Raw genomic sequence first — 25,663 nt, 5'->3', positions numbered from 1 at the left:
CGACCCGATTATGGCGACATTAACCACAGGCAACCGAACGGCCTGAATGTTCAACCCATCCAGCCCAGCGTGGCCAGGGCGAGAACGCCATAGCGCAAGCCTTTGGCAACGGTCACGATCAGCAGGAAGCGGCGCCACGGCTCACCCATCACCCCGGCCACCAGGGTCAACGGATCGCCGATGATCGGCAACCAACTGAGCAGCAGCGACCAGCGGCCGAAGCGCTGGTAATGCATGCGAGCCTTGTCCAGGTGCGTCGGGCTGACCGGAAACCAGCGTCGGTCCTTGAAGTGTTCCAGGCGTGTGCCCAGCCACCAGTTCACCAGCGAACCCAGGACGTTGCCGAGCGTGGCGACCCCCAGCAACAACCAGACAGCGTGGCGCTCGCCGAGCAGCAGACCGACCAGCAAGGCCTCCGATTGCAGCGGCAGCAAGGTCGCCGCGCCAAATGCCGCCAGGAACAAGCCGATATAGGCTTGGCCCATCAGTGGGCCGGGTAATCCGCCACTACGGTTTGGGTCCCGTCTTTTTTCAGGCCGATCACTTGATAAGCGTCGCTCATGCCGTCCATCTCCATGCCGGGCGAGCCCATGGGCATGCCCGGTGCGGCCACGCCGAGCAAGTCATCGCGCTTGCTCAGCGCCAGCACCTGGTCGGCCGGGACATGGCCTTCGACGAATTTGCCGTTGATTTCGGCGGTGTGGCAGGAGCGCAGGTTCGGCGCCACGCCCAGGCGTTGCTTGACCGAACTCATGTCGGCCTCGACATGGTCGTTGACCTTGAAGCCGTTTTCTTGCAAATGCGAGATCCACTTTTTGCAGCAGCCGCAATTGGCGTCACGGTGCACATCAATGGTGACCGGTTCGGCGGCCTGGGCCAGGGTGGTGATGAACAGGGCGCTCAAGGCGAGCAGGTGCAGGGGGTTGGCCATGAAGGAGGTCTCGTGTCGAACGGTTTGGCGCAAGGATAACAGAGAGTGGCGAGCACGAGCTGACAGGGGGCTGAGGCAGGGATTACAGAATTGTCAGGTTGGGAGGGCGAGTACAGTCCTGTGGGAGCGTGCTTGCTCGCGATAGCGGTTTGTCAGTCACAACCTTGCAACTGATCCGACGCTATCGCGAGCAAGCTCGCTCCCACAGGGGGATGGTGAGTTTTTAGCGAACCTTGAACCGCCCCATGATCTCATTCACCCGTGTGTTGGCTTCCAGCAGTTGCCGGGTGTTGGTTTCGCTGGCCAGGCCACTTTCCACCAGTTCCTCGACCATGTGGCGGATTTGCACCATGCTGCGATTGATCTCCTCGGTCACCGCGCTTTGTTGCTCGGCGGCCGTGGCGATCTGGGTGCTCAGGCTGTTGATCTGGCTGACCGAGCCGGCCATTTCGTCCAGGCCCGAGTTGACGCGCGAGGTTGCGTCGGCGGCCGACTGGCAGCTGGCCTGGGTGTTTTCCATGGCCGAGACCGACGAACTCACGCCTTGGGTCAGGCGGGTCAGCATTTCGTTGATTTCCGAGGTGCTGGCCTGGGTGCGGGCGGCGAGGGCGCGGACTTCGTCGGCCACCACGGCAAAACCACGGCCTTGCTCGCCAGCCCGGGCGGCTTCAATGGCGGCGTTGAGGGCCAGCAGGTTGGTCTGTCCGGCGATGGCGCCGATCACACCCAAAATCTCGGTGATGCGCTGAGCGTCCTGTTGCATGCTCTCGACTTTGCGGGTGGCGCTGGCCACTTCGTCGATCAAGGCCACCACACTGTTGGAGGCCTCACCGACCACCACGCGGGAGCGATCGGCGTGCTCGTTGGCGCGTTGGGTGAACGCCGCGGTCTCGGCCGCGTTATGCGCGACGCTTTCAGCCGTGGAGCTCATCTGGGTGATGGCCGTCACGGTCTGGTCGGTTTCCGAGGCGTGGCGCATCAGGATTTCGCTGGTGTGGGCCGAGGTCCGCTGCAGATCGCCCAGGCTCGACGCCATGGCGCCGGTGGCCTGGGTGACTTCACCGATCATGCCTTGCAGGTAAGCGATGAAGCGGTTGACCGAGTGCCCGATTGCGCCCAATTCATCCTCGGCCCGGATGGTGATGCGTCGGGTCAGGTCGGCATCGCCAGTGGACAGGGCGTCGATGTTGCCTTTGAGGACCTTCATGCGATGGGTCAACTGACGGATCGCGTACAGCTGCATCAAGACCAACAGGATCACCATCGGGATCTGCAGCAGGCTCAGCGTGCTCAGTACGTCATCGCGCTGGGCCGTGATCAGGCGGGTCGGCAATGCGGTGGCAAGGAACCACGGCGAACCTTCGATAGGGCGCATGAAGAAGGTACTGGCCTCGCCCTTGTTGTCGAACTCCACACGTTGCAGCGGTTGGTCGCGCTTGGCCAGGCCCGCCTTGACCTGGGCGGCGAATGGCGAGGTGGCCGCCAGTTCGCTGATGTTCTTCAGCACGATCGGCCCGCTGATGCGCGAACTGTTGCTGATGATCTTGCCGTCGCCTTCCACGATCAGCATCTCGGCGCTCAGCTCGGCTTCCTTGCGTGCCACCAGCTCATTGAAAAAGCCCAAGGTCACGTCGATGGTGGAAACGCCGTAAGGCACGCCGTTTTTCTGGATGGCCATGGCGCAGTTGGTGCGTGGTTCGGCGCTGGCGTCGTCTTTGTAGGCCGCGGCCCAGGCGCATTTGCCCGGTGGAGTGGCCATGCCGCCCTTGTGCCAGGGTTGTTCGTAATAGTTGGGCGCGGCGTCACTGTTCCAGAAGGTATTGACCACCAGTTTGCCGGACGCATCGCGATGCCAGAACGTGCTGAATTTGCTGCGTCCCTCGGCCCGCTGGTTGGGCAAGGGCCAGATCCCGCCGCCGAAGACTTTCAGCTCGCCGTACTGATCCACCAGCCCCGGCAACACTTTGTCGATGGCATCGCTGTCGAGCAGCGGGATGGTCTGGGTAATGCTGCGTTGCTGCGCCTGCACCTTGTTCAGTTCGCCCTGGATCTGCTCGGCAACCTCGGCGATGCGGTTAAGTGCCACTTCCTCTTCAGTCTGGCGCAGCTTGGGCGCGACCAGGTAACTGATGCCCACCACGGTCAAGAGGGACACCACCAGCATGAAAACAACCAGAAACAGGGTATAGCGAGCCTGGATCGTTCGGAGTGAGGGCATACGGGGAATCCTTGCACGAAGGCGATTTCTGAAGCTGGCGGATGGGCAGTTCCGTATATATCGGCCTGAGGGGGCGCAGCTTTAGATGTCAGTCAGCCAAGGGATAAAACGAGCGGATTGCACGAAGACACGCCTTCGGCTGTACCATGGAGCCCCGTTGGTGAGTCGTCATTCCGGTAGATGAGGTATGGATCGGCAAGCCTTCGGATACAGAACGGATACATTCAGGAAATTGGCAATGACTCATTCGCAACGTTTGAAATACTCGATTCTGATCGTCCTCGTCGTCCTGGCAATCATGCTCGGGCTGTCCTGGATGCAGGGCAAGGGCATGATCAGCGAGCAGCTGTTTCAATACATCGCCATTGCCGTGGCGGTCATCGTGGTGGTGATCAACGGCGTGATGCGGCGCAAGGTCAAGCCCTGAGCGCCGGCTTCATTCCTCGGCCTCGAGCACGGCCAGCGCGCTGGGGTGCAGGCGGTAGCTTTTATCGGGGTTGAGGGTCACGACACCCTCGCTGCACAGGCGCTTCAACACCTCGCGCACGCTGAGAAAGGACAACGGAATGTCCAACCCCAGTAACTGACTGTGCACACCACGCACGCCCAGGCAGCGGTTTTCGTGGGCGGCCTTGAGCAACGCGTCGATGACTTTGAGGCGAATCAGGCTGGTCCTGAGCCCGAAGCTCTTGAGCAGGCGCCTGATATGGTCATTGCCGCCGCGCTCTGGCGGCTTCTCGAATTCACGGTGGGTGGCGCTCAGCGGGACGCCGGTCGGCCTTGGCTTGCCCTCCATGGGCAGTTGCGCGTTACGCATGCAGAAACTCCTTACCAGCCAGATCAGAAAAGGTCACGAATGCTCTCCTGTTATAGGACGAACGAGGATGCGCAATCATGAGGGCGGTGATGTGAAAAAATTGCCCCTGCTTCGTCAAACCCCCGTATTCAAGCGGCGTGCGGCCATTAATTTTTTGTCATCCGGTTCGTTTTCAAGGTAGGCACATTCCGGTTCAGCACGCGGCGTGTGATTTCCCAGGCGGGCCGAGTGCTTGTTTACTGGCGCACCGGTAGCCGTTCTGGTTTCTGCAGTTTTCATCAGGAGTGAACGTGAGAATGTCCGGGCAGTTATCGAGGGTTGGCCTTGCAGGCGCTTTTCTAGGGATCGCCCTCGGGCTCAGCCCCGTGGTCAGTGCACAGGACGATGGGCAACAGGCCAGTGCCGAGATCCGTCGCACCCGTTTTGGCGTGCCACATATCCGGGCTCAGGACGAGCGTGGGCTGGGTTATGGCATCGGTTATGCCTACGCTCAGGACAATCTGTGTCTGCTGGCCAATGAGATCGTCACGGTCAATGCCCAGCGTTCGCGTTATTTCGGACCCGAGCAGGTCACGATCGAGCAGCGACAGAACCGCGTCAGCGATCTGTTTTTCAGTTGGCTCAACACGCCGCAAGCGGTCTCCGGTTTCTGGCAGGCCCAGACGCCTCAGGTGCAGCAGCTGGTCGAAGGCTATGCGGCGGGTTACAACCGCACGTTGGCCGAGCGCAAGGCCAAGGGCCTGCCCGAGCAATGCGCCAGCGATTGGGTGCGGCCGATCACCGCGCTGGACCTGGTCAAATTGACCCGTCGGTTGTTGGTGGAAGGTGGCGTCGGCCAGTTCGCCGAAGCCCTGGCTGGGGCGCAACCGCCCCAGGCGACGGCACGCGCGGACGCCCCGGTCGCCGGTTTCGCCGTCGCCGCAACCCGGCAGCAGCGTTTTGCCCTGGAGCGTGGCAGCAATGCCCTGGCCATCGGCAGTGAACGTTCGTTCAACGGTCGCGGGATGCTGCTGGCGAACCCGCATTTTCCGTGGGTGGGCGGCATGCGTTTCTACCAGATGCACCTGACCATTCCCGGCAAGCTGGACGTCATGGGCGCGGCGTTGCCAGGCCTGCCGATGATCAATATCGGTTTCAGCCAGCACCTGGCCTGGACCCACACCGTCGACAGTTCCAAGCATTTCACCCTGTACCGGCTGCAGCTCGACCCGAAAGATCCGACCCGCTACCTGCTCGATGGCAAATCCGTGCCGATGAGCCAGCAGACGGTCGCGGTGGACATCAAGCAACCCGACGGCCAGGTGCAGACGGTTTCCCGCGTGGTCTATGGCTCGCAGTTCGGCCCGATCGTGCAATGGCCCGGCCGACTGGACTGGGACAACCGGTTCGCCTACAGCCTGCGGGACGCGAACCTGGAAAACGATCGCGTGCTGGCCCAGTGGTACGCCATGAACAAGGCTGTCACCCTCAAGGATTTGCAGGACGCTGTCCATAAGATCCAAGGCATTCCCTGGGTCAATACCCTGGCGGTGGACGACCAGGGGCAAAGCCTCTACATGAACGTGTCGGTGGTGCCGAACGTCGACGCCGACAAACTGGCCCGGTGCAGCGATCCCAGGGCCGGGTTGCAACTGATCGTGCTGGATGGCAGTCGCAGCGAATGTGCCTGGGGCAGCGATTCCAACGCCGTGCAAAAGGGCATCTATGCCGCCGACAAGCTCCCGCAGTTGCTGCGCCGAGATTATGTGCAGAACTCCAACGATTCGGCCTGGATGGTCAATCCTGCGCAGCCGTTGTCCGGTTTTTCCCCGGTGATCAGCCAGCAAGGTCAGCCGCTGGGCCTGCGGGCGCGTTTTGCGCTGGAGCGGGTGGGCCAGTTGGCCAAGGATGGACCGGTGAAGGTGGAGGATTTGCAGCGCATGGTCATGGACGATCAGGTTTACCTGGCTGACCAGGTGATGCCGGACCTGCTCGGCGTTTGCGCCGGTGACCTGGGGGGCGATGCGTCGGCATTGGCCGAAGCCTGTGCCAGCCTCAAGGCCTGGGATCGCAAGGCCGGCCTGAACAGCGGGCTGGGCTTGGTGTACTTCCAGCAGATCATGGAACGGCTGCAGGCGGTGCCGGACTCATGGCGCGTTGCGTTCGATCCCAAAGACCCGCAACGCACCCCGCGCGGCCTGGCGATCGAGCGACCGCCGGTGCTCAAGGCTGTGCGCGAGGCCATGCTGGCTTCGGTGGCGGCGGTGAAGGTTGCGGGGTTGTCGAAGGACAGCCGATGGCAGGACGTCCAGGTGGCCAGTAGCGGCAGCCGACAGACGCCGATCCACGGCGGCCCCGGGGAGTTGGGCATCTATAACGCGATCCAGAGCGTGCCGGGGGCGAACGGCAAGCGGGAGGTGGTCAGCGGTACCAGTTACCTGCAAGTGGTGACGTTTGACGGTAAAGGTCCGCAAGCCCAGGGATTGTTGGCATTCTCCATTTCCAGCGACCCCGCTTCGCCGTATTCGGCCGACCAGACCCAGGCGTTTTCGCAGAAGCAGTGGAGTGTGCTGCCCTTCACCGAACAGCAGATCAAGGCCGATCCGCATTATCAGGCCGTGATTATCCGTGAGCGTGATGAGGCGGGCAGGGTGGCGACGCAATAACCGCTGTTGTGGCTTGCAGGCGTCATCGCGAGCAAGCTCGCTCCCACAAGGGTGTTGCGGCATTCACATAACCTGAGTCCACCACACTTCCAATGTGGGAGCGAGCTTGCTCGCGATGGGGGCGGTACTTCAAGAACGAGTCAGGCTGATTCACCGCTATCGCGAGCAAGCTTTGCTCCTACAGGGGAGGCTTTCAGTTATGGACCGGCCGCTGCCCGATGGGATTGAGCACCGGGTTGCCGTCCTTGTTCTGGGTCAGGTAGACCGGCAGGACTTTGGGCAACGAAGCCACAAGGTTCTGTACTTCGCTGATGTTGTAGACACCGCCGACACGCAGGCCGCCGGTGCTGTTGTCAGCGAGCATGACGGGACGCTCGAGGTAGCGGTTGATCAGCGGTAGCGCATCGCTCAGGGCGAGGTCATCCAGCACCAGCTTGCCGGTGCGCCACGCCAGCGAGCTGTCGTTCGCGGCTGTCTCGCGGACTTGGGGCTGATAGTCGCCCGCCTTGTAGCTCGCCTGCATGCCCGGCGAAAGTTGCAGGCCGTTACGGGTGAGCGCTTGGTTGCTGGTGACCCTGACCGAGCCTTCCACCAGCGTGACCCGCACCTGGTCCTGGTACATCCAGACGTTGAAGCGAGTACCGGTCACACGCACCTGGCCTTGGCCCGCGCGCACGACAAACGGACGCTGTTTGTCATGGCTGACATCAAAAAACGCCTCGCCCTTTTCCAGGGTTACCCGGCGCTCGTTCTTGTAGTTGGCGAAGGTCAGCTCGCTGCCCAGGTTGAGTTCCACCTGGCTGCCGTCACTCAAGGTGACATGGCTCACGCTCGTGCCGGCTTCGAACCGCTGGTAGGAATTGGCGATCCAGTCCAGGTTCCAGGCGGTGTAGGCAGCCAGGGGCAGGCCGACGACGAACACTGCGGCCGCGACAGCCAACCGGCTCCAGCGCGACCGGGGCCTGGACGCTGGAGTGGCGGCCATGGCCTCGACGCGCGGCAGATGATCGGCGACATCCCAGATTTCCAGCATGGCTTCGTATTCGAAAGCATGCAGGGGATCGGCATCGTGCCACTGCTTGAATGCCTGCCGTTCGGCATCGGTGCAGTCGACGGCATGCAATCGCATGCACCAATGGGCTGCGGCATCGGTAATGGCGTCGTATTCGGCTTCCGAGAGGGTATGTTCGGTCATTGATTCGTCCTGGTTTGCCGCATTCTAACCTTCGGCATGAGCTGCCGAGAACTGCCGTCATGGCGTTTGCGCATCAATGAGCCTGTTTTTTTCGCTCAAACAACAGTCGTAGCCTACCGTCGCATACTTTGCGTGAAAAAAAGATCAATACCCCCTCTCGTGCAGCTCACGGCACGGCAAGTTGCCGGGAAGGACTCGCATCGAGTTGCCGTCCTAATTCACAAATCAACAGTGTGAGCGAGTCGGCGTTGCGGAGTATGACGTCGATGCGCTTGCCCGGCAAAATCGGATCCAGAAAATCATCGCGGGCAATATCCATGGTTTTGGCGCCAGTGATCTTCAGGATCTCCCGGGTTGTTTCTTTGTACAAAGGCAGCTGCTCAAACTTCTTGTAGGCGTTGTCTGCGCTGTCCCAGTGCATGAACAGTTTGGATTTTGGGGTGGTCAACGAAAGTCCGTTGAGTTGCAGGTCCTTTTGCTTGGCGTATTGCACTTGCCCTGGATGAGTCGCTGTTGAAATCAAGTCGAGGAATGGCAGTACCGCGTCCAGATAGATGATATCGAGGGTAGCGAATAGCTGATGGGAGACTTCATGGATGAAGGTCGCTGCCTGGGCGTGGGCGTCGACATTAAAGGTGTCGGGGACGACGGCCTTGTACCCATCCAATCCCATGTCGAAGAAAAACTGCGTGAGATAGATTCTTTCAACGGCAGCCGGTTCGAGCACGAATGCAGTGGCTCTGTCCTCCAGGTTCTTGAGGTGGCCGACAACGATGCGGTTCGCATTTTGCAGTTCCCAGGAAGGATCGGCCAATGCCTGGCATATCGGCGAGATCGCCGTCTCTATTTTGCTGATAAGACTGGCGTCGACACTGCTGACACCAAAAAACAATCTAAGGTAGTTGTCCAGTCGAGAGCCCGGAACAACCTGTTGCTTGAGTTGATGGAGGTTGTGGAGGGCATTGAACGAGTAGACCCGCGCAGTCTCCAGCGCTTGCACGATTGCATTTGCCCGGTGCGGATATTTCCGGCGTATCTCAGCCATGCCTCGCGCTTCAATATTCAATGAACCTTTGGCTTTGAAGTCGTTATAGGTAATGGCCATCTTCGACCCGGCCTTGCCAAAGCGGATGGTTTGGCGTTGTGGGTCGATTTCCCATGTCCGGCCATCCGGGGACTTTTTCAATAACGGCCCCTCGCTGTGTTCATGAATGATTCGCCAGGTTTGGCCGGCTTTTGCCACTTGAAAGACTTTGCCGGCCAAGGGGATATAAAGCTTGCCGTTTTCCATGGCCTTGTAGGTTCCATCAACCAGGTTTTTTTGCAGGTTGGACAGGCTGACGCCCGTGGCTTCGAAGACGCCCAGGTCGGTACGCAGTTGGCCGGTGGAAGCGATGTCCTTCCAGTCGAGCGTCGACGGGACACTTGGCAAGGCGGGTTCAACGGGATCGAGCAGACCGAATGTATCGTCGCGATTGAGCAGGCCCAGCGAGACCATCTCGGCGGCGCCGGCGATGAAGTTGTGCAAGCCGGTTTTCCAGTCACGCGCTTGCAGGGCCTCGGAAGACGCCTTGAAGTCCTGGTAGCTTTCCCACAGCGTTTCTATGAACGTCAGTTTGCCCGGCAACTGTCTTCCCACTAGCCGGATGCCCGAGCTGAACAGGTGTAAGACGGTACTCCAGTCGAATTGACGCTTGTCCTGTGCCTGGGAACCCAACAGTTCTGCCAGCAATTTCGTGTTGTCATCGAACAGCGTGTCGAGCAGGTTTGTGCGGATAGGGTTGGAACCCAGGGTGATTTCCGAAAGCTGCCCGAGTGTCGAAGCGAACAGGTTCTTGAAGAGGGCTTGCTGGTCTTCGGGAAGCCGGCGGATCAGCAAGTCCTGGAGCGCGCCCGGCGTGTTGAATGCCGCGACCACACTCGCTTCGTCCTTGAACTCGGTAAAGCAGTGACCTGAATGATAAGGGGAGTACAGGACAAGAGGATTGGTCGCCTGGGCGCTCGAACCCACCAGGTAAAGCCCAAGGGCCTTGACCGCTGCCGCGCCGCCGGTCTTGATCAGTTCCACTGGGCGAAACACTGCGCTGGCGCCTTCGACCGCGCTACGGGCGATGGCGTCCGGCATGTCCAGTACCTGGCGAATCAGGTCGAATGCCTTGCTGGAGAGCTGTTGCTGCAGGTGCCGGGCGTGAGCATGTTGCAGCAGTTGCCAGGGGAGTTGTCGGCGGAACCGTCGCTTGCTTTGCAAGGCTGGCGCGGCAGAGCCGGACAGCGTGTCCATGACCTGTGCTTTATAGGCGGTGGAAATACCCAATGACGATAATATTTGCCTGACCGCCATCTCGTTCAAACCGTCAGGCAGTTTGTGCGTGGAGGTTGACGAAACCTTGAAGCCGTTTCGGGTCACATCGACATGATGCAAGGCAAAGTCGGTCAAAGCGTTGGCCGGCCCCACGACGGCAAGGTTCGGCGTGATCTGGAGGGTGTCGGGATCGAGGTTTTTTCCAGGGAAGCGTGCGTCCAGTAATGCTTTGAGCTTTTTATGCACGTAGGTGCGCAATGGCTCGATACCGTCGAGATAGTCCTTGGCATCGGCATCGACCACGCTGTTCTTGTACTGCTCCAGCAGTTCGATATGCAGGCGTTGATCTTCCAGGGATGCCGTACCGAGCCAGGCGGGCAGTGTCTGTTTTCGCCTGTTGGCTCGGGCGATGTCCGCCGCGCGCTTCAGATTGGTGGGCGCGCCTTTGGCCAGCAAGGCGTCGAGGCTGTTGCGCAACGCCGATCCGCTGAGTTTCCAATCCCCGATCTTCAACGTGCTCAAGTAATTGCGCTCGGTCTTGAACTGTTCGATGAACGAATTCATCCGATTCACCAGCACATTGTCTTCCAGCAGTTCATAGGCCTGGAGTTGGTAGCGTCCGTGGGGCATGCGTTGAGTGGGCGCCAGGTTCGAGAGCCAGGCAAAGCGTTTTCGAGTGTCCAGCAGGTTTTTGTTCAATTGCTCCGTGGCCAGCTCGACGTTCGCAAAAGCCTGTAGGCCGCCGGTGGGGGACCAAAGGATGGCCATGCCCGAGTAGGGGGTATCCAGGCCGCCGCGCTCGGTCATTAAAAAACAGTTGGCCAGGCGTAGGGAAGTCACGCGCTCCTCGGTACGGCATGTCAGCTTCAACGAATAGACATCGGGTTGAAAGCCTCTGACACCCGGGCGCTGCGTGCGGTCCGGGTAGTCGGCGTCGTAGGCGAAAACGCTCCTGATCAAGTCATGGGCGGCGGCCGGCAGCGTTGCGTCACGTTCTCTGAGTTCGGCCTCGGCCCGTAGGCCCAGTGAGAAAACGTTGGTCAGTTCAGGCAGTAGTTTGTCCAGCCCGCTGTGCAGCGAGGCCGTGTTGGCGGGCGGCAGCTTGATGAAGTGGGTGTGAAAAGCGTCTTCGACATCGGTGTAGCTCTTGATCTTCCTCTCCAGTTGGTCGGCCATGAAGTTGGATGGTCGCAAGTCTCCGTAAAACGCCGGTCGTGTGCCCCAATGCCCATTGGTTTTCTGATCCAACAGGTTTTTGTTGATCAAAGTGCGGATATCCAGCGCCTTGTCGATGAGTGAATGGAGGTTGACGTCGCCCTGGCGGGACATTTCCAAGGCGTAGTGCAGGTTGTCCAGCTGTTTGGTAATGATCGCGTCAGCCAGGGACTCGGCCACTGGCAGGTTCACCGATTCGCCCGACACTTGCGGCTGGTCGAAGCGCAGAAAACGGTTGCGTTCTTCCAGGCTCAAGAGGTTGTAGAGCGCTTGTCCGGGCTCGACTGTGGCGGGGGGCTTGAACAGCGCATCCTTGAAACCCCGGTAGTTGGCGACCTTCTGCAGGCCATGGCTGGGGGTGTAGAGATAATGATCCTTGCCGCTGATCATCAACGAACCCGCCAGTTCGACGAAACGCGGCGCATATTCCCAGAGGCGAATCGTTTCGATGAACAGCAGTGGCTCTTCCCGGCGCGAAGGCCTGAACAGTCGAAGCAGCTCCTGGCTTTGGGCCTGGGTCAGTTGCCCTTTTTCACGTTCGATCAGGATCGCGGCCTGCAATGCATCGCGAATGACGCGTGCAAGAAAGCGGCGGCGTGACAGGTGGAAGGGGCTGTTCGCCTCCCAGTAGGCATCGATGCATTGGCTGAGCTTGGGGATCAGGTTCCTGGCCGTGGCCTCGATGATGCCTTCCCATTGTTGCGCGGTGTGTGCGCTCGTGCCGGGGTGCGTCAGGTCGACGTCATGCCCGGCAGGCCAACCCTGATGATGAAAGTACACCAATACGGCGTCGCTCAGCGCGATGCTCTCAGTGACCGGAATTGCATGGGTAGCGCCCAGCGGGACACCCTTGCGCAAGGCGACGCGGGCCTGTCGTTGATCGAAGTCGGGAAGCCGCTCGTTCAAGGCCTGGTCAAGCATCGAGGTCAGTGTGGGCAGTTTGATCAGCTCATCCACCATGGCCTGGGCATTGAGGCGCTGGGCGTATTCGATGGATTCGATCTGCGCCTTGAAAACGTCTTCGTCGATGATCCGGCTGGTTTGTGTGAGGTCGGTCGTGCTGTTCAGTTCGCTGCGCTGGGAGATCGACAGGTAGCGAAACAGATCGTCGCGCCCCGCGGCGTCCTGCAGCATTTCATCGATCTTGTTTTCGAGGGCTTGCGGGTTGCTGAACCGGGTAATCCCCTTGTCCGGCGTGTAAAGGAACGCAGGCTTGAGGTCGGCTGCGTCGGTATCTGGCAGGGCCTTGAGGGTAAAGCAGCCGGCCAATGGAATCGGCGCTTTGTTCTTGGCCTGGAGCAGGATCGTTTCGGCGGACATCGGCGGCATCTGCGCCGCGCGTTGCGCATGGCTGGGCAGGGAGACATGGTGCAACCAGTCGAGGTCGGCCTGGGTCAGCCGGTGGGGAGCGGTCAATTCGTCCACGCGAGTGGCGTTCAATACCTCGGGAAATAGCAGTGGCGTGGTTTCAGTGGTCATCGTTGCTTCTCGATCAAGGCGCCGCGAATGGGGCGCAAGCGCTCAGACTAGGCAGCGATGCATGGGCAAGGGTGGTACATAGTTATTGCACACCGGGCTTCTTCGGTCGGCAGTGGGGAAGGATTGACAGTGCGCGCCTGAAACAGTGTTTAATCACCGGGCGGGTCCTTCACGCTGTTGCTACCTCCAACAATCATTCCGGAGCTTCAGATGTCTGCACCATCCGATCATGCCGCTTCTTGCACCCTGTCCTTCGATGCTCTGGTGAGCTTGCTGGAGAAGATTTTCCTGCGTCATGGCACGTCGACCGAAGTCGCCCGGTGCCTGGCTGAAAACTGCGCCGGGGCCGAACGCGACGGTGCCCATAGCCATGGGGTGTTCCGCATCCCCGGTTATGTCTCGACGCTGAACAGCGGCTGGGTCAACGGCAAGGCCGTGCCGGTGGTCGAAGACGTGGCGTCAGGGTTCGTCGCGGTGGATGCCGGTAATGGCTTTGCCCAGCCAGCCCTGGCTGCCGCGCGGCCATTGCTGGTGGAAAAGGCCCGCAGCGCCGGTATCGCCGTCCTGGCTATTCGCAACTCCCATCACTTCGCGGCGCTCTGGCCGGATGTCGAGCCGTTTGCCTACGAAGGCCTGGTGGCGTTGAGCGTGGTCAACAGCATGACGTGTGTGGTGCCCCATGGCGCGGATCGTCCACTGTTCGGCACCAATCCCATTGCCTTCGCCGCGCCACGGGCCGACGGCGAGCCGATTGTCTTCGACCTGGCCACCAGCGCCATCGCCCACGGTGACGTACAGATTGCTGCACGCAAGGGGGAGTTGTTGCCGCCGGGCATGGGCGTGGACAGCCTCGGCCAACCGACCCGCGACCCCAAGGCGATTCTCGAAGGCGGAGCGCTCCTGCCGTTTGGCGGACACAAGGGCTCTGCGTTGTCGATGATGGTCGAGCTGCTGGCGGCGGCCCTGACCGGGGGTAACTTTTCCTTCGAATTCGACTGGAACAATCATCCGGGCGCCAAGACGCCGTGGACTGGCCAGTTGTTGATCGTGATCGACCCCAGCAAGTCCGCCGGGCAAGACTTCGCCGAACGCAGCCGGGAACTGGTCAGGCAGATGCACGGCGTCGGGCTGCGGCGGTTGCCGGGAGACCGTCGACACCGCGAGCGCAGCAAGGCCAATGAGCAGGGGATTATCCTGGACGAACAGACTTTGGCGCAGTTGCGGGAACTGGCGGGCATTTGAACCACCGGCTTTTATCAAGGCCTTGCCCCCGTGCCTTGCCGTGACACGTTGCACCAAGCCTTCTACTATGAGGGCTTCTTTTCTCTGGAATCGCCTGGATGAGTAAGCCCGGCCAAACGGTGCTGGTTGCGCTGCGCAAGATGATCGCCTCGGGTGAGCTGGCCGCTGGCGAGCGCTTGATGGAAATTCCCACGGCCGAGTTGTTCGGCGTGTCGCGCATGCCGGTGCGCATGGCGTTCCGCACCCTGGAGCAGGAAGGGCTGTTGGTGCGCTTTGGCGGGCGAGGTTTTCAGGTGCGTTCGGTCAGTGCCGAGCAAATCGCCGGGGCTGTGGAGGTACGTGGCGTGCTGGAGGGCCTGGCGGCACGGCAGACGGCCGAGCATGGTTTGTCTGAAGAAGCGCGCGCGATACTCGAGCAATGCCTGGTGCAGGGGGATGAACTGTTCGCCAAAGGTTATGTGACCGAGGATGACCTGGAGGTCTATCACGACCTCAACATGCGCTTTCATCAGGTGATCGTCGAAGGCAGTCACAACCCGGCGATCGCCGACGCCCTGGCTCGCAACGATCATCTGCCTTTCGCTTCAGTCACCGCCTTGGCGGTGGATCGCCAGAACATGGCCGGCGAGTTTCGCCGCTTCAACTATGCCCACATGCAACACCATTCGGTGTTCGACGCACTGATCAATCGCCAGAGCGGCCGTGCCGAGGCGATCATGCGTGAGCATGCCAATGCGACCCTGCGTTACGCCGAAGTGTTCGGCTCGACGCTGGCTGACGAGCGGATGACGGTGATTCTGCGTTCTGAGTAACTCGCCCGGTCGCAGGTAACGTCAAAATTTCCTCTTGCCCAGATTCCTTGTGGGAGCGAGTTTGCTCGCGATAGCGGTGGGTCAGTTTGCACACCTGTTGGAGGTGCCGCCGTCATCGCGAGCAAGCTCGCTCCCACATTTGGATTCCAGCGCCCACAAGTGCTATGTCGACCTCGATCTCTGTGGGAGCGAGCTTGCTCGCGATAGCGGTGTGTCAGTCGCCATCCATGCCGCAGAGGCGGCGCCATCGTGAGCAGGCTCGCTCCCACAGTATTCGGCGTTAGAGATCCAGCACCAGCATCGGCGTCTTCGACCTGGAGCAACACGGTGTGAACTGGTCGTTGCTGGCCTGTTCGGCCTCGGTCAGGAACATGTCCCGATGCTCCGGCACGCCTTCCAGCACGCGGGTCAGGCAAGTGCCGCACACGCCTTGTTCGCAGGAGATCGGGATCTCGATGCCATGGCTCTCCAGCACCTGCACCACGCTGCGGTCCGCCGGCACCTCGAACACCTGGCCGGTGCGGGCGAGCTTGACTGAAAAGCTGCCGTCGGCACGAGTGTCGGTAGGGGCGGCGGCGAAGTATTCGCGGTGCAGGCGGTCTTCCTGCCAACCCTGGCCCTTGGCGGTGTCGAGGATGTGCTGCATGAAACCACTGGGCCCACACACGTAGAGGTGCAGGTCGTTATCGGGTGCGGCCAGCACCCTGGCGGCGTCCAGCAGGGTTTCTGGTTCTTCATCGAAATGCAGAAACACCCGGTCAGCGTACGGGGTCTGGCGCAGGCGCTCGACAAAGGCAGCACGGTCTCGGGAGCGGGCGCAGTAATGCAGCTCGAACGCTGCACCGCTCTGGGCCAGGTGCTCGGCCATGCACAGGATCGGCGTAATGCCGATGCCTCCGGCAAACAGCAGGCTGCGCCGGGCGTGGGGAGCCAGCGAGAACAGGTTGCGTGGTTCGCTGATGTGCAAGCGCGTGCCTGGCTGGATCCGCTCATGCAGGCTGCGCGAGCCACCGCGGGACGCCGGGTCGTTGAGCACGCCGATGAGGTAGCGATGCCGTTCCTCGGGATGATTGCACAGCGAGTACTGGCGAATCAGCCCGTCGGGCAAGTGCACATCGATATGGGCGCCGGCGGTGAAGGCCGGCAACGGCTCGCCGTCGACGCGGGTCAGCTCGTAGCTGCAGATATCGAGAGCTTCGCTGTGTCGCGCCGTGACCTGGACTTCGATCATGGTCGTTGCTCCGCCAGCTGTGGCTGCTGGCTGCTGGCGATCAAGCCGGCTTGAGGTTCGCGCTCCCGTGCGATCCAGCGCTCCAGCACCCGCCGGGACTGCACGCCGCCCGCATCGATGTTGAGCTTGAGCAAGTTGCGCTGCGGGTGGTCCAGCAGGTTGCGCTGCTGGCGTTCGAGCATTTCCAGGTCTTCGCTGAAAATCTTGCCTTGGCCTTCGCGAATGGACGCGGTGAGGGCTTCATCCTGCGGCTGGAAGTGCCGGGCCATGCCCCAAAAATACCAGATCGAGGTCTCGGTTTCCGGTGTGATGAAATCCACCACGATGCTCGACGCCTTGAATTGTGGCGCGGCGTGATAACCGCCTTTGCCGGCATGGGCCACGCCCACTTCGATCAGCACATGGCTGGGCGGGGTGAAGCGGCAGATCTGCCAGCGGTCCACCGGTACGTCGTCGGCCAGGTTGTTGCCGCGCAGGGCCATGCGCCAGAAGGGCGGAGCCATGATGTTTTCCATATGGCGGGCGGTGACCACTTCATCGCCTTCGACGGTGGTCACTGGCGGCGCCTCGTCGATTTCCTTCTGGCCGATGCTCGAGGCGTGGACGTAGGTTTCGTGGGTCAGGTCCATCAGGTTGTCGATCATCAGGCGATAGTCGCACTGGATATGGAACAGGCCGCCACCGTAGGCCCATTCATCGCTTTCAGCCCATTCCAGATGATGGATCAGTGCCGGGTCGGCCAGCGCCTGGTCACCGGGCCAGACCCAGATGAAGCCATACCGTTCCCGCACCGCAAAGGTCTTGTTGCAGGGGAATCCCCGTACCCGTTGCCCCGGCATCTCGACGGTCTTGCCATCACCGCCCATCACCAAGCCGTGATAGCCGCACACCAGGTGGCCGTTTTCGACGTAGCCCAGGGACAGCGGGGCGCCGCGATGGGGGCAGAAGTCTTCCACGGCCGTGACCTTACCTTCATGCCCCCGGTAAAAAACCATCTTTTCACCGCAAATCTGCCGGCCCAGGGGTTTGTCGGCGATTTCATCGGGGGTGCAGGCAACGTACCAGGCGTTTTTGGGGTACATGATGGATCTCCAGGCGGATGTTGTTCTTGTCTGTGGATCCATTAACTCTCTTAACTAATTTCGTTGTCAACGGTTTTGCGGGATAAATGGATAATTGGCTTGTTTAGTGGATCCATTGGTGGGTCGATGGACGATCGCAGGTCGCTGGCGCCCGGGGCTTCATTGAACGGCCGCGGGTGCGCTATGGTTCGCAGAACGAAGTATTCCTGGACCTGCCGGGCGGGTGTCTGATTGTCTTGCGGGGTTGCTGCTACACAACACGGAGTGATTCATGAAGACCAAAGCGGTACTGACTGAGCAGGACGTTGCGCAATTGCTGGTGGCGGCCAAGGAACTGGCGCACCAGCGCCAATGGGCCGTTTCGGTCTGCGTGGTGGACGACGGTGGCCATCCCCTCGGGCTGTTGCGCCTGGACGATGCCTCGCCGTTATCAGCCTATATCGCTACCGAAAAAGCCCGCACGGCCGCCATGGGCCGGCGCGACAGCAAGGTTTTCGAAGACATGATCAATGGTGGTCGCTACGCGTTTCTCAGCGCTCCGCACCTGCAGGGCATGCTTGAAGGTGGGGTGACCATCCGCCACGAGGGCCAGTGCGTCGGCGCTATCGGGGTGTCCGGGGTCAAGGCCGAGCAGGATGCGGAATTGGCGCGGCTGGCGGTGGAGGCGGTGCTGCCTATCACCCCGCAAGCCTGACGCTGAGGACGAGGCTGATAATCTGTGGGAGCGGGCTTGCTCGCGAAGGCGGTGTATCAGTCGATGCCTGGGTTGGCTGATACACCGTCTTCGCGAGCAAGCCCGCTCCCACCGGGAATTGCACAAAATCTTCCAGACGTCATCCCTACGAGCGGTTAATCTGCTTCGGTCGGATACACAAAACGAGGCGGCTCATGACGGCGCGCAACTGGATCGATCTCAAGCAGGACGCCACGTCCGGTATCGAGACCGTGCGCGCGCATTTCGAGGGGCATGCCTATGATCCCCATTGGCATGACACCTACCTGGTTGGCGTGACCGAGCAGGGTGTGCAGCAGTTTCATTGCCGCCGCCAGCAGCACAACAGCACGCCGGGCAAGGTGTTCCTGCTCGAGCCCGGCGAATTGCATGACGGCAACGCGCCCCACGACCACGGCTTTACCTACCGCACGTTGTACCTGGAACCTCAATGGCTGGAGCGTGAGTTGCGTTCCTTGTTCGACGGGGCGCCGGACAACGCCCAATTGGGATTCGCCGCCACCCTGACCGACGATGCGCGGCTGGCGAGTGCCACGGCCTTGGCCTTCCAGAGCCTGCATGAGCAGGAAATCCGCATCGTGCGCCAGACGGCCCTCGATACCTTGTTGGCCAACCTGACCCAACACCTGCACTGGCGGGCACGGATCAACCCGGATCCGCGGTTGCCATTGGTGGCGCAGCAGGCCCGGGATTATCTGCACAGCCACCTGAGCGACGACATCGGTCTGGACGACCTGGCGCGGGTCACCGGTGTGGATCGTTTTCGCCTGAGCCGTGCATTCAAGGCTGCTTTCGGCCTAGCCCCCCATGCCTATCTGATCCAATTGCGCCTGGCCCGCGCACGGCGCTTGCTGGCCTCTGGCGAGAGTGCCGGGACGGTGGCGGCCATGCTCGGTTTTGCCGACCAGAGCCACTTGGGGCGCTGGTTCCAGCGTGCCTATCGCCTGAGCCCGGCGGACTACCGCAAACGCTGCTCAATTGTTCCAGACTGAGCGGGCCTTCGTGGGGATGATCGAGTGACGATCATTCACCGAGAAGTTGCTCCATGGACCAGTTACTGCCGTTTGCCTTGTTCGCCTTTGTCGCCTCCATCACCCCGGGCCCGACCAATATTCTGGTGCTGAGCCATAGCTCGCGCTTTGGCCTGGCCACCACCTTGCCGATCATCCTGGGGGCCTGCGCCGCGGCGGCTTTGCTGGTGTTGCTGGTGGGCACCGGATTGGGCGACGTGCTGGCGCGCCACGCCACGCTGCAGACCGTGCTTTCATGGGCCGGCATTGCCTGGTTGAGCTGGATGGCCTGGCAGATTTTCAGCGCCCCGGCCCAGGCCATTGACCCGGACAGGCCGGTTGAGGGCCCGCGACTGGGCCTGGCGGGAGCGGCTGGATTGCAGTTGGTGAACCCGAAAACCTGGATGATGGCGTTGGCGGTGGTCAGCGTGTTTGCCGGAGCCGAGGCTGACCGTACCGTGCGGGTGCTCTGGCTATCCCTCGCGTTTTTCGCGATTTCCATTCCGTGCATGACCCTGTGGGCCTATCTGGGCCTCGGCGCTGCCCGGTTCTGCCGTTCCGCTGTGGCGATGGGCCGGTTCAATCGGACCATGGCGGTGTTGTTGCTGGTGTCGGCATGGGCGACGTTGGTGGTCTGAGGGACCGGAAAGAAACATTGTGGCGAGGGAGCTTGCTCCCGCTGGGCTGCGAAGCAGCCCCCGATCAAGGCCTGCTCAATCAACCTGATTCACCGCGTCGCCAGGTTTCAGGGCCGCTTCGCGCCCCAGCGGGAGCAAGCTCCCTCGCCACAATGGTATCCCGGCCCGTTCGGCTCTATCGCAGATCAGCTTTGCAAGTACACCGCATGGGTATGGGTGTACTCATACAACCCATGCTTGCCATCGGCCCCGCCAATCCCGGATTTACGCACGCCGGCATGGAAGCCCTGCATGGCTTCGAAGTTTTCGCGGTTGACGTAGGTCTCGCCAAAGTCGAGGCCACGAATGGCGTGCATGGCCCGGCTCAGGTCCCGGGTGTAGATCGAAGAAGTCAGGCCGTAGTCGCAGTCGTTGGCCAGGGCGATGGCCTCGTCCAGGTCGTCAATGATCTGGATCGGCAGCACCGGACCGAAGATTTCCTCACGCATGATGTCCATTGATGCGTTGCAACCGGCCAGTACCGTGGGTTGGAAGTGAAAGCCGCTGGAGCGGTCCGCCACGCTGCCGCCGCTCACCAGGCTGGCGCCTTGGCTGAGGGCGGTTCGAACCTTGCGTTCAACGCTGTCCAGGCCCTGGCGGTTGATCAGCGGGCCCATCTCCACGTCGGCTTCGGCTATCGGGTCGCCATAGCGGGTGGCAGACATCGCCGCGCTGATCCGCTCGATGAATTGATCGGCGACCTTGCGTTCCACGTAGACGCGTTCGGCACAGTTGCAGACTTGCCCGGTGTTGATGATCCGTGAATCGCGAATGGCTTTCACCGCCAGCGCCAGATCGGCATCCGCCAGCACAATGGCCGGGGCCTTGCCGCCCAGTTCCAGGTTGAGCTTGGTAATGTTCGGCGCCGCCGCCGTCATGATCCGTGAGCCGGTGGCGACGCTGCCGGTGAAGCTGATCATGTCCACACCTGTGTGACCGCTCAGGGCAGCGCCCACCTGGCCGTCGCCGCATACGACATTGAACACGCCGGGTGGCAGGTCGGTCGCGGCGACCAACCGGGCGAATTCGAAGCAGTTGTTCGGGGTTTCTTCGCTGGGCTTGATGACGATGGTGTTGCCGGTCAACAGCGCCGGGGCCATCTTTCGAGCGATCAGGAAAAACGGAAAATTCCACGGCAGGATCCCGGCAACCACGCCCAGGGGCTTGCGGAACAGGAAGATGTTTTCACCGGGGCGGTCGCTGGTGATGATCTCGCCTTCGATGCGCCGGGCCCATTCGGCCATATAGTCGAGATAGTCGGCGGTGAAATGGACCTCCACCTCGGCCAGGGCACTGATCTTGCCTTGCTCCAGGGTGATGGTGCGCGCCAGGTGGGCGGCGTTTTCCCGCAGTTTGGTGGCAATGCGGCGCAGGTGTCCGGCGCGTTCGATGGCCGGTTTGGCCGACCAGTCTTTCTGCGCGGAGCGGGCGGCAGCCAGGGCCTGATCGACGTCGGCGGCGTTGGAAGCCGGGACACGGGACAGCAGCGCCCCGGTGGCGGGGTTGAACACATCCAGGTGCGCCTCGCTGTGGGTGAACTGGCCGTTGATGAAGTTCTGGAACACAGGAACGGATGACATGGCGGTGTCCTTCAGTAAGTGCGCGACAGCGCTTGAGCGGTGGCGGGTTCGCGGTAGAGGGCAAGGGTGGCAATGGCACTCTGGCGCAGCAGGCTGATGTCGATGGCCACGGCGATGAACTGGCAGCCCCAGCCCTGATAACGGCGGGCGTCTTCTTCGTTGGGTGCGAGGATGCCGCAAGCCTTGCCGGCCGCGAGGGTGGCATTGACCGCGAACTGGATACGCTCCTGGACTTCGGGATGACCAGGGTTGCCTGCATGGCCAAGTCCGATGGACAGGTCGGCGGGGCCGATGAACACCGCGTCCACACCCTCGACGGCGGCGATGGCTTCGACGTTTTCCACCCCGGTGCGCGACTCCACCTGGACGATCAGGCACAGCTCTTCATGGGCCGTGGTGAGGTAGTTGGCGACGCCATCCCAGCGGGTGGCGCGGGTCAGGCCCCCGCCCACACCACGAATGCCGTGAGGCGGGTAACGCATGGCGCGCACCAGGGCCCGGGCCTGTTCGGCGGTCTCGACCATGGGAATCATCAGGGTCTGGGCGCCGACGTCCAAGAGTTGCTTGATCAGGTTGGCATCGCCGGTCACCGCTCGCACCACTGGCGCGGTGGCATAGGGCGCCACAGCCTGAAGTTGGCTGAGCACGCTGGGCACGGTGTTGGGGGCGTGTTCGCCGTCGATCAGCATCCAGTCGTAACCGGTGCCAGCGACGATTTCGGCGGCGTAACCGCTGGCGAAACCGGCCCAGATGCCGTATTGCGTAGGCTTGGAGGCCAGGGCGGCTTTGAAGGCGTTGTGGGGCATGGTCATGGCGGGCTCCTCTTCTAGCGGTTATAAGGCCTATGCAGTTGGCACTCAGGGTTCAGCGTCACGCCGAAACCGGGCTGATCGAGGACCGACAGGCGCATGCGGCCTTGCACCGGTACCGGCTCGCTCAGCAATTGCGGGTGGAACATCGGCACCACTTCGTCCGCCTTGGGCGCCATCATCAGGAACTCGGCGAACGGGCTGTTATGCCGAGTGGCGACGAAGTGGTAGCTGTAGACCGAAGAGCCGTGGGGGATCACCAGCGCGTTGTGGGCGTCGGCCAAAGCCGAGATTTTCACCAGCTCGGTGAGCCCGCCACACCAGCCGACGTCGGGCTGGATAATGTCGCAGCAGCCCATTTCCAGGAGCATGCGGAAGCCCCAGCGGGTGGCCTCGTGCTCGCCGGTGGTCACCAGCATGCCCTTGGGTACGTTTTTGCGCAGCGCCGCATAGCCCCAGTAATCGTCGGGCGGCAGGGCCTCTTCGATCCATTTCAAGCCGTGCTCATGGGCGCCGATCGCGAGTTTGGTGGCGTAGTTGAGGTCCAGGCTCATCCAGCAATCGAGCATCAGCCAAAAGTCCGGACCGACCCGCTCGCGCATCGTCGCCAGTGCCTCGAGGTTCTTGCGCAGGCCTTCCTCGCCTTCGGCCGGGCCATGATGCAAAGGCATCTTGCCGCCGATGAAGCCCATTTTCTGCGCCAGGTCAGGCCGTGCACCGGTGGCGTAGAACTGCAACTCATCGCGCACCGCGCCGCCGAGCAGTTGATGCACCGGTTCCTGGCGGATCTTGCCGAGCAAGTCCCAGAGTGCCAGGTCCACGCCGGAAATCGTGTTGATTACCAGGCCTTTGCGACCGTAGTAGAGCGTCGATTGGTACATCTGGTCCCAGATCTTTTCGATGTCGGTGACCCGGGCTCCCTCGACGAATCGCGCCAGGTGCTTCTCAACGATGTAGGCCGCCGGCTCGCCGCCGGTGGTCACGGCAAACCCGACCGTGCCGTCGCTGGCCTCGAGCTCTACCACCAGGGTGCCGAGTACATTGATGCCGAAGCTGCGGCGACTCTGGCGGTAGTCCGGGTATTTGCTCATCGGTGTGGCGATGTGATCGTCGATCCAGTGGCCGTCCGCCTGGTCGTGGTAGTCCGCGCCGCCGCCTCGCAGGACGAAGGCGCGGACGTGTTTGATAGTGGGGATACCCATTGTGCAGCTCCTTGAGTTAAACCGTGGCCGGTGTGTTCGAAGCGCGTTGGCCGGGGAAGTGGATGCCCAGCACCAGCAACGCGGCGATGACGGTGGTGGCGGCGAGCAGGTAAAGGCCGGCCGCAGGAGAGTGGAGGGCGCCTTCGGCCCAATTCTTCAGCACCGGGGCAATGAAGCCGCCGAGGGCGCCGAAGGAGTTGATCAGCGCAATGCCCGCCGCAGCGGCACTGCCAGCCAGGTAACTGGAGGGAAAGGTCCAGAATACCGGCTGCACGGCGATGAAGCCGGAAGCGGCGAAGCACAGGGCGATGATGCCCAGAAGTGGGCTGGACACACTGACCGAGCAGGCGATCCCGGCAGCGGCCATCAACAGGGTCAACGCAGCCGTGCGGCGGCGCTGGCCAGTGCGGTCGCTGTAACCGGGAATCAGGTAGGCCGCGCACAGCGCACAGACCCACGGAATGGCCGTGACCAGGCCCACCAACAAGCCAACCTTGCTGCCCAGCAACCCGGCCACTTGGGTCGGCAGGTAAAACACCACGCCGTAGACGCTGGCCTGGATCAGCAGGTAGATCAGGCACAGGTACAGCACCGAAGGCTGGCACAACACGCTGAGCAGACTGCGGCCATGGGATTGTTTGTGCTGGTCCTCGGCATCAAGCAGTTCCTGGACCTGGCGGCGCTCTTCGAGCGTCAGCCATTTCGCATCGGCGGGGCGGTTGTCCAAGTACCAGTAGGCCCACACGCCTACCGCCGACGCCATCAGGCCTTCCACGGCGAACAGCCATTGCCAGCCGTGAACCCCGACGAAACCGTCCAGCTCCAACAACAGTCCCGACAGCGGGCTGCCGAAAATGAACGCCAGCGGCGCACCGAAATAGAAGAAGCCCATGGCCTTGCCCCGGGCCGCCGAGGGGAACCAATAGGTGAGGTAGAGGATCACGCCGGGGAAGAATCCGGCTTCGGCCACGCCCAGCAGGAAGCGCAGCACGTAGAAACTGGTTTCGTTGTGGGCAAAGACCATGGCCGCCGACACCAGGCCCCAGGTGACCATGATCCGGCACATCCACAACCGCGCACCGACGCGGTGCAGGATCAGGTTGCTGGGCACTTCCAGCAGTGCGTAACCGGCGAAGAACACGCCCGCACCAAACGCGAATGCGGCATCGCCTATACCGGTGTCGGCCTGGAAGGCCTGTTTGGCGAAGCCAACATTGGCCCGGTCGAGAAAAGCCATGATGTACATCAGCAGCAGGAAGGGCAGCAGGCGCCAGGAAATCTTGGCCAGCACAGACACAGGAAGAGTCTTCATCGCGGGAGTCCTTTAACAGGTATTTGTTCTTATGGGCTGGACTGTACGGCGGGCGATTGATGCGTTACAAATCGAATCTCGCTAACAATCGATACCTTTAAGGTATCGGTAATCAGGGGCTATCCATGACTCATCCAGTCTCGGCGCGCAGTCTGTTCAACCGCCTGCGCTACAAGCACTTGCACATGCTGGTGGCCTTGAACGCCAGCCAGAATCTGCACCGGGCTTCCCAGAGCCTGAACATGTCGCAACCGGCAGCGACCCGGATGCTGCACGAGATCGAGGACATGTTCGGTTGCGACCTGTTCGAGCGCATGCCCCGGGGCATGCGCCCGACCGCCCTGGGCCAGGAGCTGATTCGCTTCGCCGAATTGGCCCTCAGCGGCCTGGACCGCTGCGCCGAAGACCTGCTGGCCCGTCAGCAGGGCGGTTATGGTTACCTGTCCATCGGCACCATCATGGGGGCGGCGCCGGACCTGGTCATGGACTCCATCGCCCGGATCAAGGCGCTCAATCCGCAGCTGCGGATCCGCATCATGGGGGACACCAGCGACCAGGTGATCCAGTTGCTGGAGCAAGGCCGCATCGACCTGGCCATCGCCCGGCGCAACGCCTCCACCGACAGCGAGCACTATGACTTCGAGCAACTGGGCAATGAACGACTGCTGGTGGTGGTCCACGCCGGCCATCCCCTGGCTCGGCGCAAAAAACTGGACCTGGCCGAACTGGTCAGCGACTGGCCGTGGATCCTGCAGCCGGAAACCAGCCCGGCGCGCATCGGCCTCGATCAAGCGTTGCAACGTCTTGCGCTGCCGACGCCCGCAGACATCATCGAATGTAGCTCGGTGTATTCCATGCAACAGCTGATTCAACTGACCGACGCGATCATGGTGCTCTCGGAAACCGCCTTGCGCGATTACCTGAAGATGGGCCTGGTGGTGGCGCTACCGGTGGCGCTGGACGTGCAATTGGCGCCGTTTGGCTTGTTGCGGCGCAAGGGGGAGCCGGTGAGCCGGGAGCTGGGGTTGTTCATTGATCTGCTGCGCACGCAGGCCGCGGCGGGAAGGTAGCGCCTGAGCGCTTGCTGCGCTGACGCCCGCAACCCCTTGCAACGGTTGAGCGGTTTCAAAAAACGATCGGTTTGGAGAGCATCGGCCACGTCAACGCACTC

19 protein-coding genes and 2 pseudogenes are annotated in these 25,663 nt (G+C 61.7%); 8 read left to right on the top strand and 13 right to left on the bottom strand.

The annotated features are described in order from the left end of the window. Positions 1–50: 50 nt before the first annotated feature. The 4 genes and pseudogenes from BLO80_RS21955 to BLO80_RS30720 all read right to left on the bottom strand — a co-directional run. Positions 51–485, bottom strand: coding sequence for a YqaA family protein (locus tag BLO80_RS21955; protein ID WP_092330245.1), 435 nt, complete (start codon positions 483–485; stop codon positions 51–53). Beyond that, positions 485–931, bottom strand: a complete 447-nt coding sequence (locus tag BLO80_RS21950) for a DUF411 domain-containing protein (protein WP_092330242.1) — start codon at positions 929–931, stop codon at positions 485–487. The genes BLO80_RS21955 and BLO80_RS21950 overlap by 1 nt, the downstream gene beginning before the upstream one ends. A 223-nt stretch (positions 932–1,154) precedes the next feature. Continuing rightward, a pseudogene (locus BLO80_RS30725) lies at positions 1,155–1,682 on the bottom strand (methyl-accepting chemotaxis protein); the annotation flags it as partial. 333 nt (positions 1,683–2,015) lie between these two features. Next, a pseudogene (locus BLO80_RS30720) lies at positions 2,016–3,095 on the bottom strand (cache domain-containing protein); the annotation flags it as partial. Between the two features lie 292 nt (positions 3,096–3,387). On the opposite strand from BLO80_RS30720, the gene BLO80_RS21940 reads away from it, so the two are divergent. Continuing rightward, on the top strand, positions 3,388–3,576 hold the full coding sequence (locus tag BLO80_RS21940) for a hypothetical protein (RefSeq protein WP_042731964.1): 189 nt from the start codon (positions 3,388–3,390) through the stop codon (positions 3,574–3,576). A gap of 9 nt (positions 3,577–3,585) precedes the next feature. Here the strand turns inward: BLO80_RS21940 and BLO80_RS21935 are convergent, their stop codons facing one another. Further along, the gene (locus BLO80_RS21935; RefSeq protein WP_092330237.1) at positions 3,586–3,966 is read right to left on the bottom strand and encodes a fe2+ zn2+ uptake regulation protein; all 381 of its coding nucleotides are present in this window, start codon (positions 3,964–3,966) and stop codon (positions 3,586–3,588) included. A gap of 296 nt (positions 3,967–4,262) precedes the next feature. Between BLO80_RS21935 and BLO80_RS21930 the strand changes: the two genes are divergently transcribed. Beyond that, positions 4,263–6,611 carry a bifunctional acylase PvdQ gene (locus BLO80_RS21930; RefSeq protein WP_092330235.1) on the top strand — a complete coding sequence of 783 codons (2,349 nt, stop codon included), beginning with the start codon at positions 4,263–4,265 and terminating at the stop codon, positions 6,609–6,611. A 193-nt stretch (positions 6,612–6,804) separates the two neighbouring features. Here BLO80_RS21930 and BLO80_RS21925 read toward each other — a convergent pair whose 3' ends face one another. Together BLO80_RS21925 and BLO80_RS21920 are read right to left on the bottom strand one after the other, a co-directional pair. Then, positions 6,805–7,806: a FecR family protein gene (locus BLO80_RS21925; protein ID WP_092330232.1), complete on the bottom strand. Its 1,002-nt coding sequence runs from the start codon at positions 7,804–7,806 to the stop codon at positions 6,805–6,807. A gap of 166 nt (positions 7,807–7,972) precedes the next feature. Continuing rightward, positions 7,973–12,802: a dermonecrotic toxin domain-containing protein gene (locus BLO80_RS21920; RefSeq protein ID WP_092330229.1), complete on the bottom strand. Its 4,830-nt coding sequence runs from the start codon at positions 12,800–12,802 to the stop codon at positions 7,973–7,975. Between the two features lie 210 nt (positions 12,803–13,012). Between BLO80_RS21920 and BLO80_RS21915 the strand changes: the two genes are divergently transcribed. Both BLO80_RS21915 and BLO80_RS21910 read left to right on the top strand, forming a co-directional pair. Beyond that, positions 13,013–14,044 (top strand): Ldh family oxidoreductase, encoded by a 1,032-nt coding sequence (locus BLO80_RS21915; protein WP_092330227.1) that lies wholly within the window; start codon positions 13,013–13,015, stop codon positions 14,042–14,044. Between the two features lie 98 nt (positions 14,045–14,142). Further along, positions 14,143–14,856, top strand: a complete 714-nt coding sequence (locus BLO80_RS21910) for a GntR family transcriptional regulator (protein WP_003202123.1) — start codon at positions 14,143–14,145, stop codon at positions 14,854–14,856. 280 nt (positions 14,857–15,136) lie between these two features. Here the strand turns inward: BLO80_RS21910 and BLO80_RS21905 are convergent, their stop codons facing one another. Further along, positions 15,137–16,087: a PDR/VanB family oxidoreductase gene (locus tag BLO80_RS21905; RefSeq protein ID WP_092330224.1), complete on the bottom strand. Its 951-nt coding sequence runs from the start codon at positions 16,085–16,087 to the stop codon at positions 15,137–15,139. Further along, the gene (locus BLO80_RS21900) at positions 16,084–17,169 is read right to left on the bottom strand and encodes an aromatic ring-hydroxylating oxygenase subunit alpha (RefSeq protein ID WP_092330222.1); all 1,086 of its coding nucleotides are present in this window, start codon (positions 17,167–17,169) and stop codon (positions 16,084–16,086) included. The genes BLO80_RS21905 and BLO80_RS21900 overlap by 4 nt, the downstream gene beginning before the upstream one ends. 271 nt (positions 17,170–17,440) lie before the next feature. Between BLO80_RS21900 and BLO80_RS21895 the strand changes: the two genes are divergently transcribed. The 3 genes from BLO80_RS21895 (at position 17,441) to BLO80_RS21885 (ending at position 19,550) form a co-directional block, all read left to right on the top strand. After that, positions 17,441–17,863 (top strand): GlcG/HbpS family heme-binding protein, encoded by a 423-nt coding sequence (locus BLO80_RS21895; protein WP_092330219.1) that lies wholly within the window; start codon positions 17,441–17,443, stop codon positions 17,861–17,863. Between the two features lie 194 nt (positions 17,864–18,057). After that, positions 18,058–18,894, top strand: coding sequence for an AraC family transcriptional regulator (locus BLO80_RS21890; protein ID WP_072405663.1), 837 nt, complete (start codon positions 18,058–18,060; stop codon positions 18,892–18,894). Positions 18,895–18,947: 53 nt separating this feature from the next. Further along, complete coding sequence (locus tag BLO80_RS21885) at positions 18,948–19,550, top strand: LysE family translocator (RefSeq protein ID WP_092330216.1); 603 nt, start codon at positions 18,948–18,950, stop codon at positions 19,548–19,550. A gap of 185 nt (positions 19,551–19,735) precedes the next feature. Here BLO80_RS21885 and aldA read toward each other — a convergent pair whose 3' ends face one another. Genes aldA through BLO80_RS21865 form a run of 4 tightly spaced genes read right to left on the bottom strand, consistent with a single transcriptional unit; the run spans position 19,736 to position 24,492 of the window. Continuing rightward, positions 19,736–21,169 (bottom strand): aldehyde dehydrogenase, encoded by a 1,434-nt coding sequence (aldA, locus tag BLO80_RS21880; protein WP_092330214.1) that lies wholly within the window; start codon positions 21,167–21,169, stop codon positions 19,736–19,738. 11 nt (positions 21,170–21,180) lie between these two features. Further along, a complete protein-coding gene (locus BLO80_RS21875; RefSeq protein ID WP_092330211.1) occupies positions 21,181–21,981 on the bottom strand; it encodes an aldolase/citrate lyase family protein in 801 nt (266 codons plus the stop codon). Positions 21,982–21,995: 14 nt separating this feature from the next. Next, positions 21,996–23,180, bottom strand: coding sequence for an L-rhamnonate dehydratase (gene rhmD, locus BLO80_RS21870; protein WP_092330209.1), 1,185 nt, complete (start codon positions 23,178–23,180; stop codon positions 21,996–21,998). A 16-nt stretch (positions 23,181–23,196) separates the two neighbouring features. After that, positions 23,197–24,492, bottom strand: a complete 1,296-nt coding sequence (locus BLO80_RS21865) for an MFS transporter (RefSeq protein WP_092330206.1) — start codon at positions 24,490–24,492, stop codon at positions 23,197–23,199. 125 nt (positions 24,493–24,617) lie between these two features. Between BLO80_RS21865 and BLO80_RS21860 the strand changes: the two genes are divergently transcribed. Further along, a complete protein-coding gene (locus BLO80_RS21860; protein WP_092330203.1) occupies positions 24,618–25,562 on the top strand; it encodes a LysR family transcriptional regulator in 945 nt (314 codons plus the stop codon). The last annotated feature ends 101 nt before the right edge of the window (positions 25,563–25,663 follow it).

This window comes from Pseudomonas sp. NFACC56-3, assembly GCF_900100025.1.
Classification (GTDB): domain Bacteria; phylum Pseudomonadota; class Gammaproteobacteria; order Pseudomonadales; family Pseudomonadaceae; genus Aquipseudomonas; species Aquipseudomonas fluorescens_AA.
Note: the sequence above shows the minus strand (reverse complement) of the source record. Positions and strands in the feature narration are given on the sequence as shown.

What these genes read in the sequence shown, in the direction of transcription:
- BLO80_RS21860 (WP_092330203.1), top strand. Translation starts at nt 24,618, where the DNA reads ATGACTCATCCAGTCTCGGCGCGCAGTCTGTTCAACCGCCTGCGCTAC.
- BLO80_RS21890 (WP_072405663.1), top strand. Translation starts at nt 18,058, where the DNA reads ATGACGGCGCGCAACTGGATCGATCTCAAGCAGGACGCCACGTCCGGT.
- BLO80_RS21895 (WP_092330219.1), top strand. Translation starts at nt 17,441, where the DNA reads ATGAAGACCAAAGCGGTACTGACTGAGCAGGACGTTGCGCAATTGCTG.
- BLO80_RS21930 (WP_092330235.1), top strand. Translation starts at nt 4,263, where the DNA reads ATGTCCGGGCAGTTATCGAGGGTTGGCCTTGCAGGCGCTTTTCTAGGG.
- rhmD (WP_092330209.1), bottom strand. Translation starts at nt 23,180, where the DNA reads ATGGGTATCCCCACTATCAAACACGTCCGCGCCTTCGTCCTGCGAGGC.
- BLO80_RS21915 (WP_092330227.1), top strand. Translation starts at nt 13,013, where the DNA reads ATGTCTGCACCATCCGATCATGCCGCTTCTTGCACCCTGTCCTTCGAT.
- BLO80_RS21955 (WP_092330245.1), bottom strand. Translation starts at nt 485, where the DNA reads ATGGGCCAAGCCTATATCGGCTTGTTCCTGGCGGCATTTGGCGCGGCG.
- BLO80_RS21900 (WP_092330222.1), bottom strand. Translation starts at nt 17,169, where the DNA reads ATGTACCCCAAAAACGCCTGGTACGTTGCCTGCACCCCCGATGAAATC.
- aldA (WP_092330214.1), bottom strand. Translation starts at nt 21,169, where the DNA reads ATGTCATCCGTTCCTGTGTTCCAGAACTTCATCAACGGCCAGTTCACC.
- BLO80_RS21920 (WP_092330229.1), bottom strand. Translation starts at nt 12,802, where the DNA reads ATGACCACTGAAACCACGCCACTGCTATTTCCCGAGGTATTGAACGCC.
- BLO80_RS21940 (WP_042731964.1), top strand. Translation starts at nt 3,388, where the DNA reads ATGACTCATTCGCAACGTTTGAAATACTCGATTCTGATCGTCCTCGTC.
- BLO80_RS21925 (WP_092330232.1), bottom strand. Translation starts at nt 7,806, where the DNA reads ATGACCGAACATACCCTCTCGGAAGCCGAATACGACGCCATTACCGAT.
- BLO80_RS21885 (WP_092330216.1), top strand. Translation starts at nt 18,948, where the DNA reads ATGGACCAGTTACTGCCGTTTGCCTTGTTCGCCTTTGTCGCCTCCATC.
- BLO80_RS21935 (WP_092330237.1), bottom strand. Translation starts at nt 3,966, where the DNA reads ATGCGTAACGCGCAACTGCCCATGGAGGGCAAGCCAAGGCCGACCGGC.
- BLO80_RS21875 (WP_092330211.1), bottom strand. Translation starts at nt 21,981, where the DNA reads ATGACCATGCCCCACAACGCCTTCAAAGCCGCCCTGGCCTCCAAGCCT.
- BLO80_RS21865 (WP_092330206.1), bottom strand. Translation starts at nt 24,492, where the DNA reads ATGAAGACTCTTCCTGTGTCTGTGCTGGCCAAGATTTCCTGGCGCCTG.
- BLO80_RS21950 (WP_092330242.1), bottom strand. Translation starts at nt 931, where the DNA reads ATGGCCAACCCCCTGCACCTGCTCGCCTTGAGCGCCCTGTTCATCACC.
- BLO80_RS21905 (WP_092330224.1), bottom strand. Translation starts at nt 16,087, where the DNA reads ATGATCGAAGTCCAGGTCACGGCGCGACACAGCGAAGCTCTCGATATC.
- BLO80_RS21910 (WP_003202123.1), top strand. Translation starts at nt 14,143, where the DNA reads ATGAGTAAGCCCGGCCAAACGGTGCTGGTTGCGCTGCGCAAGATGATC.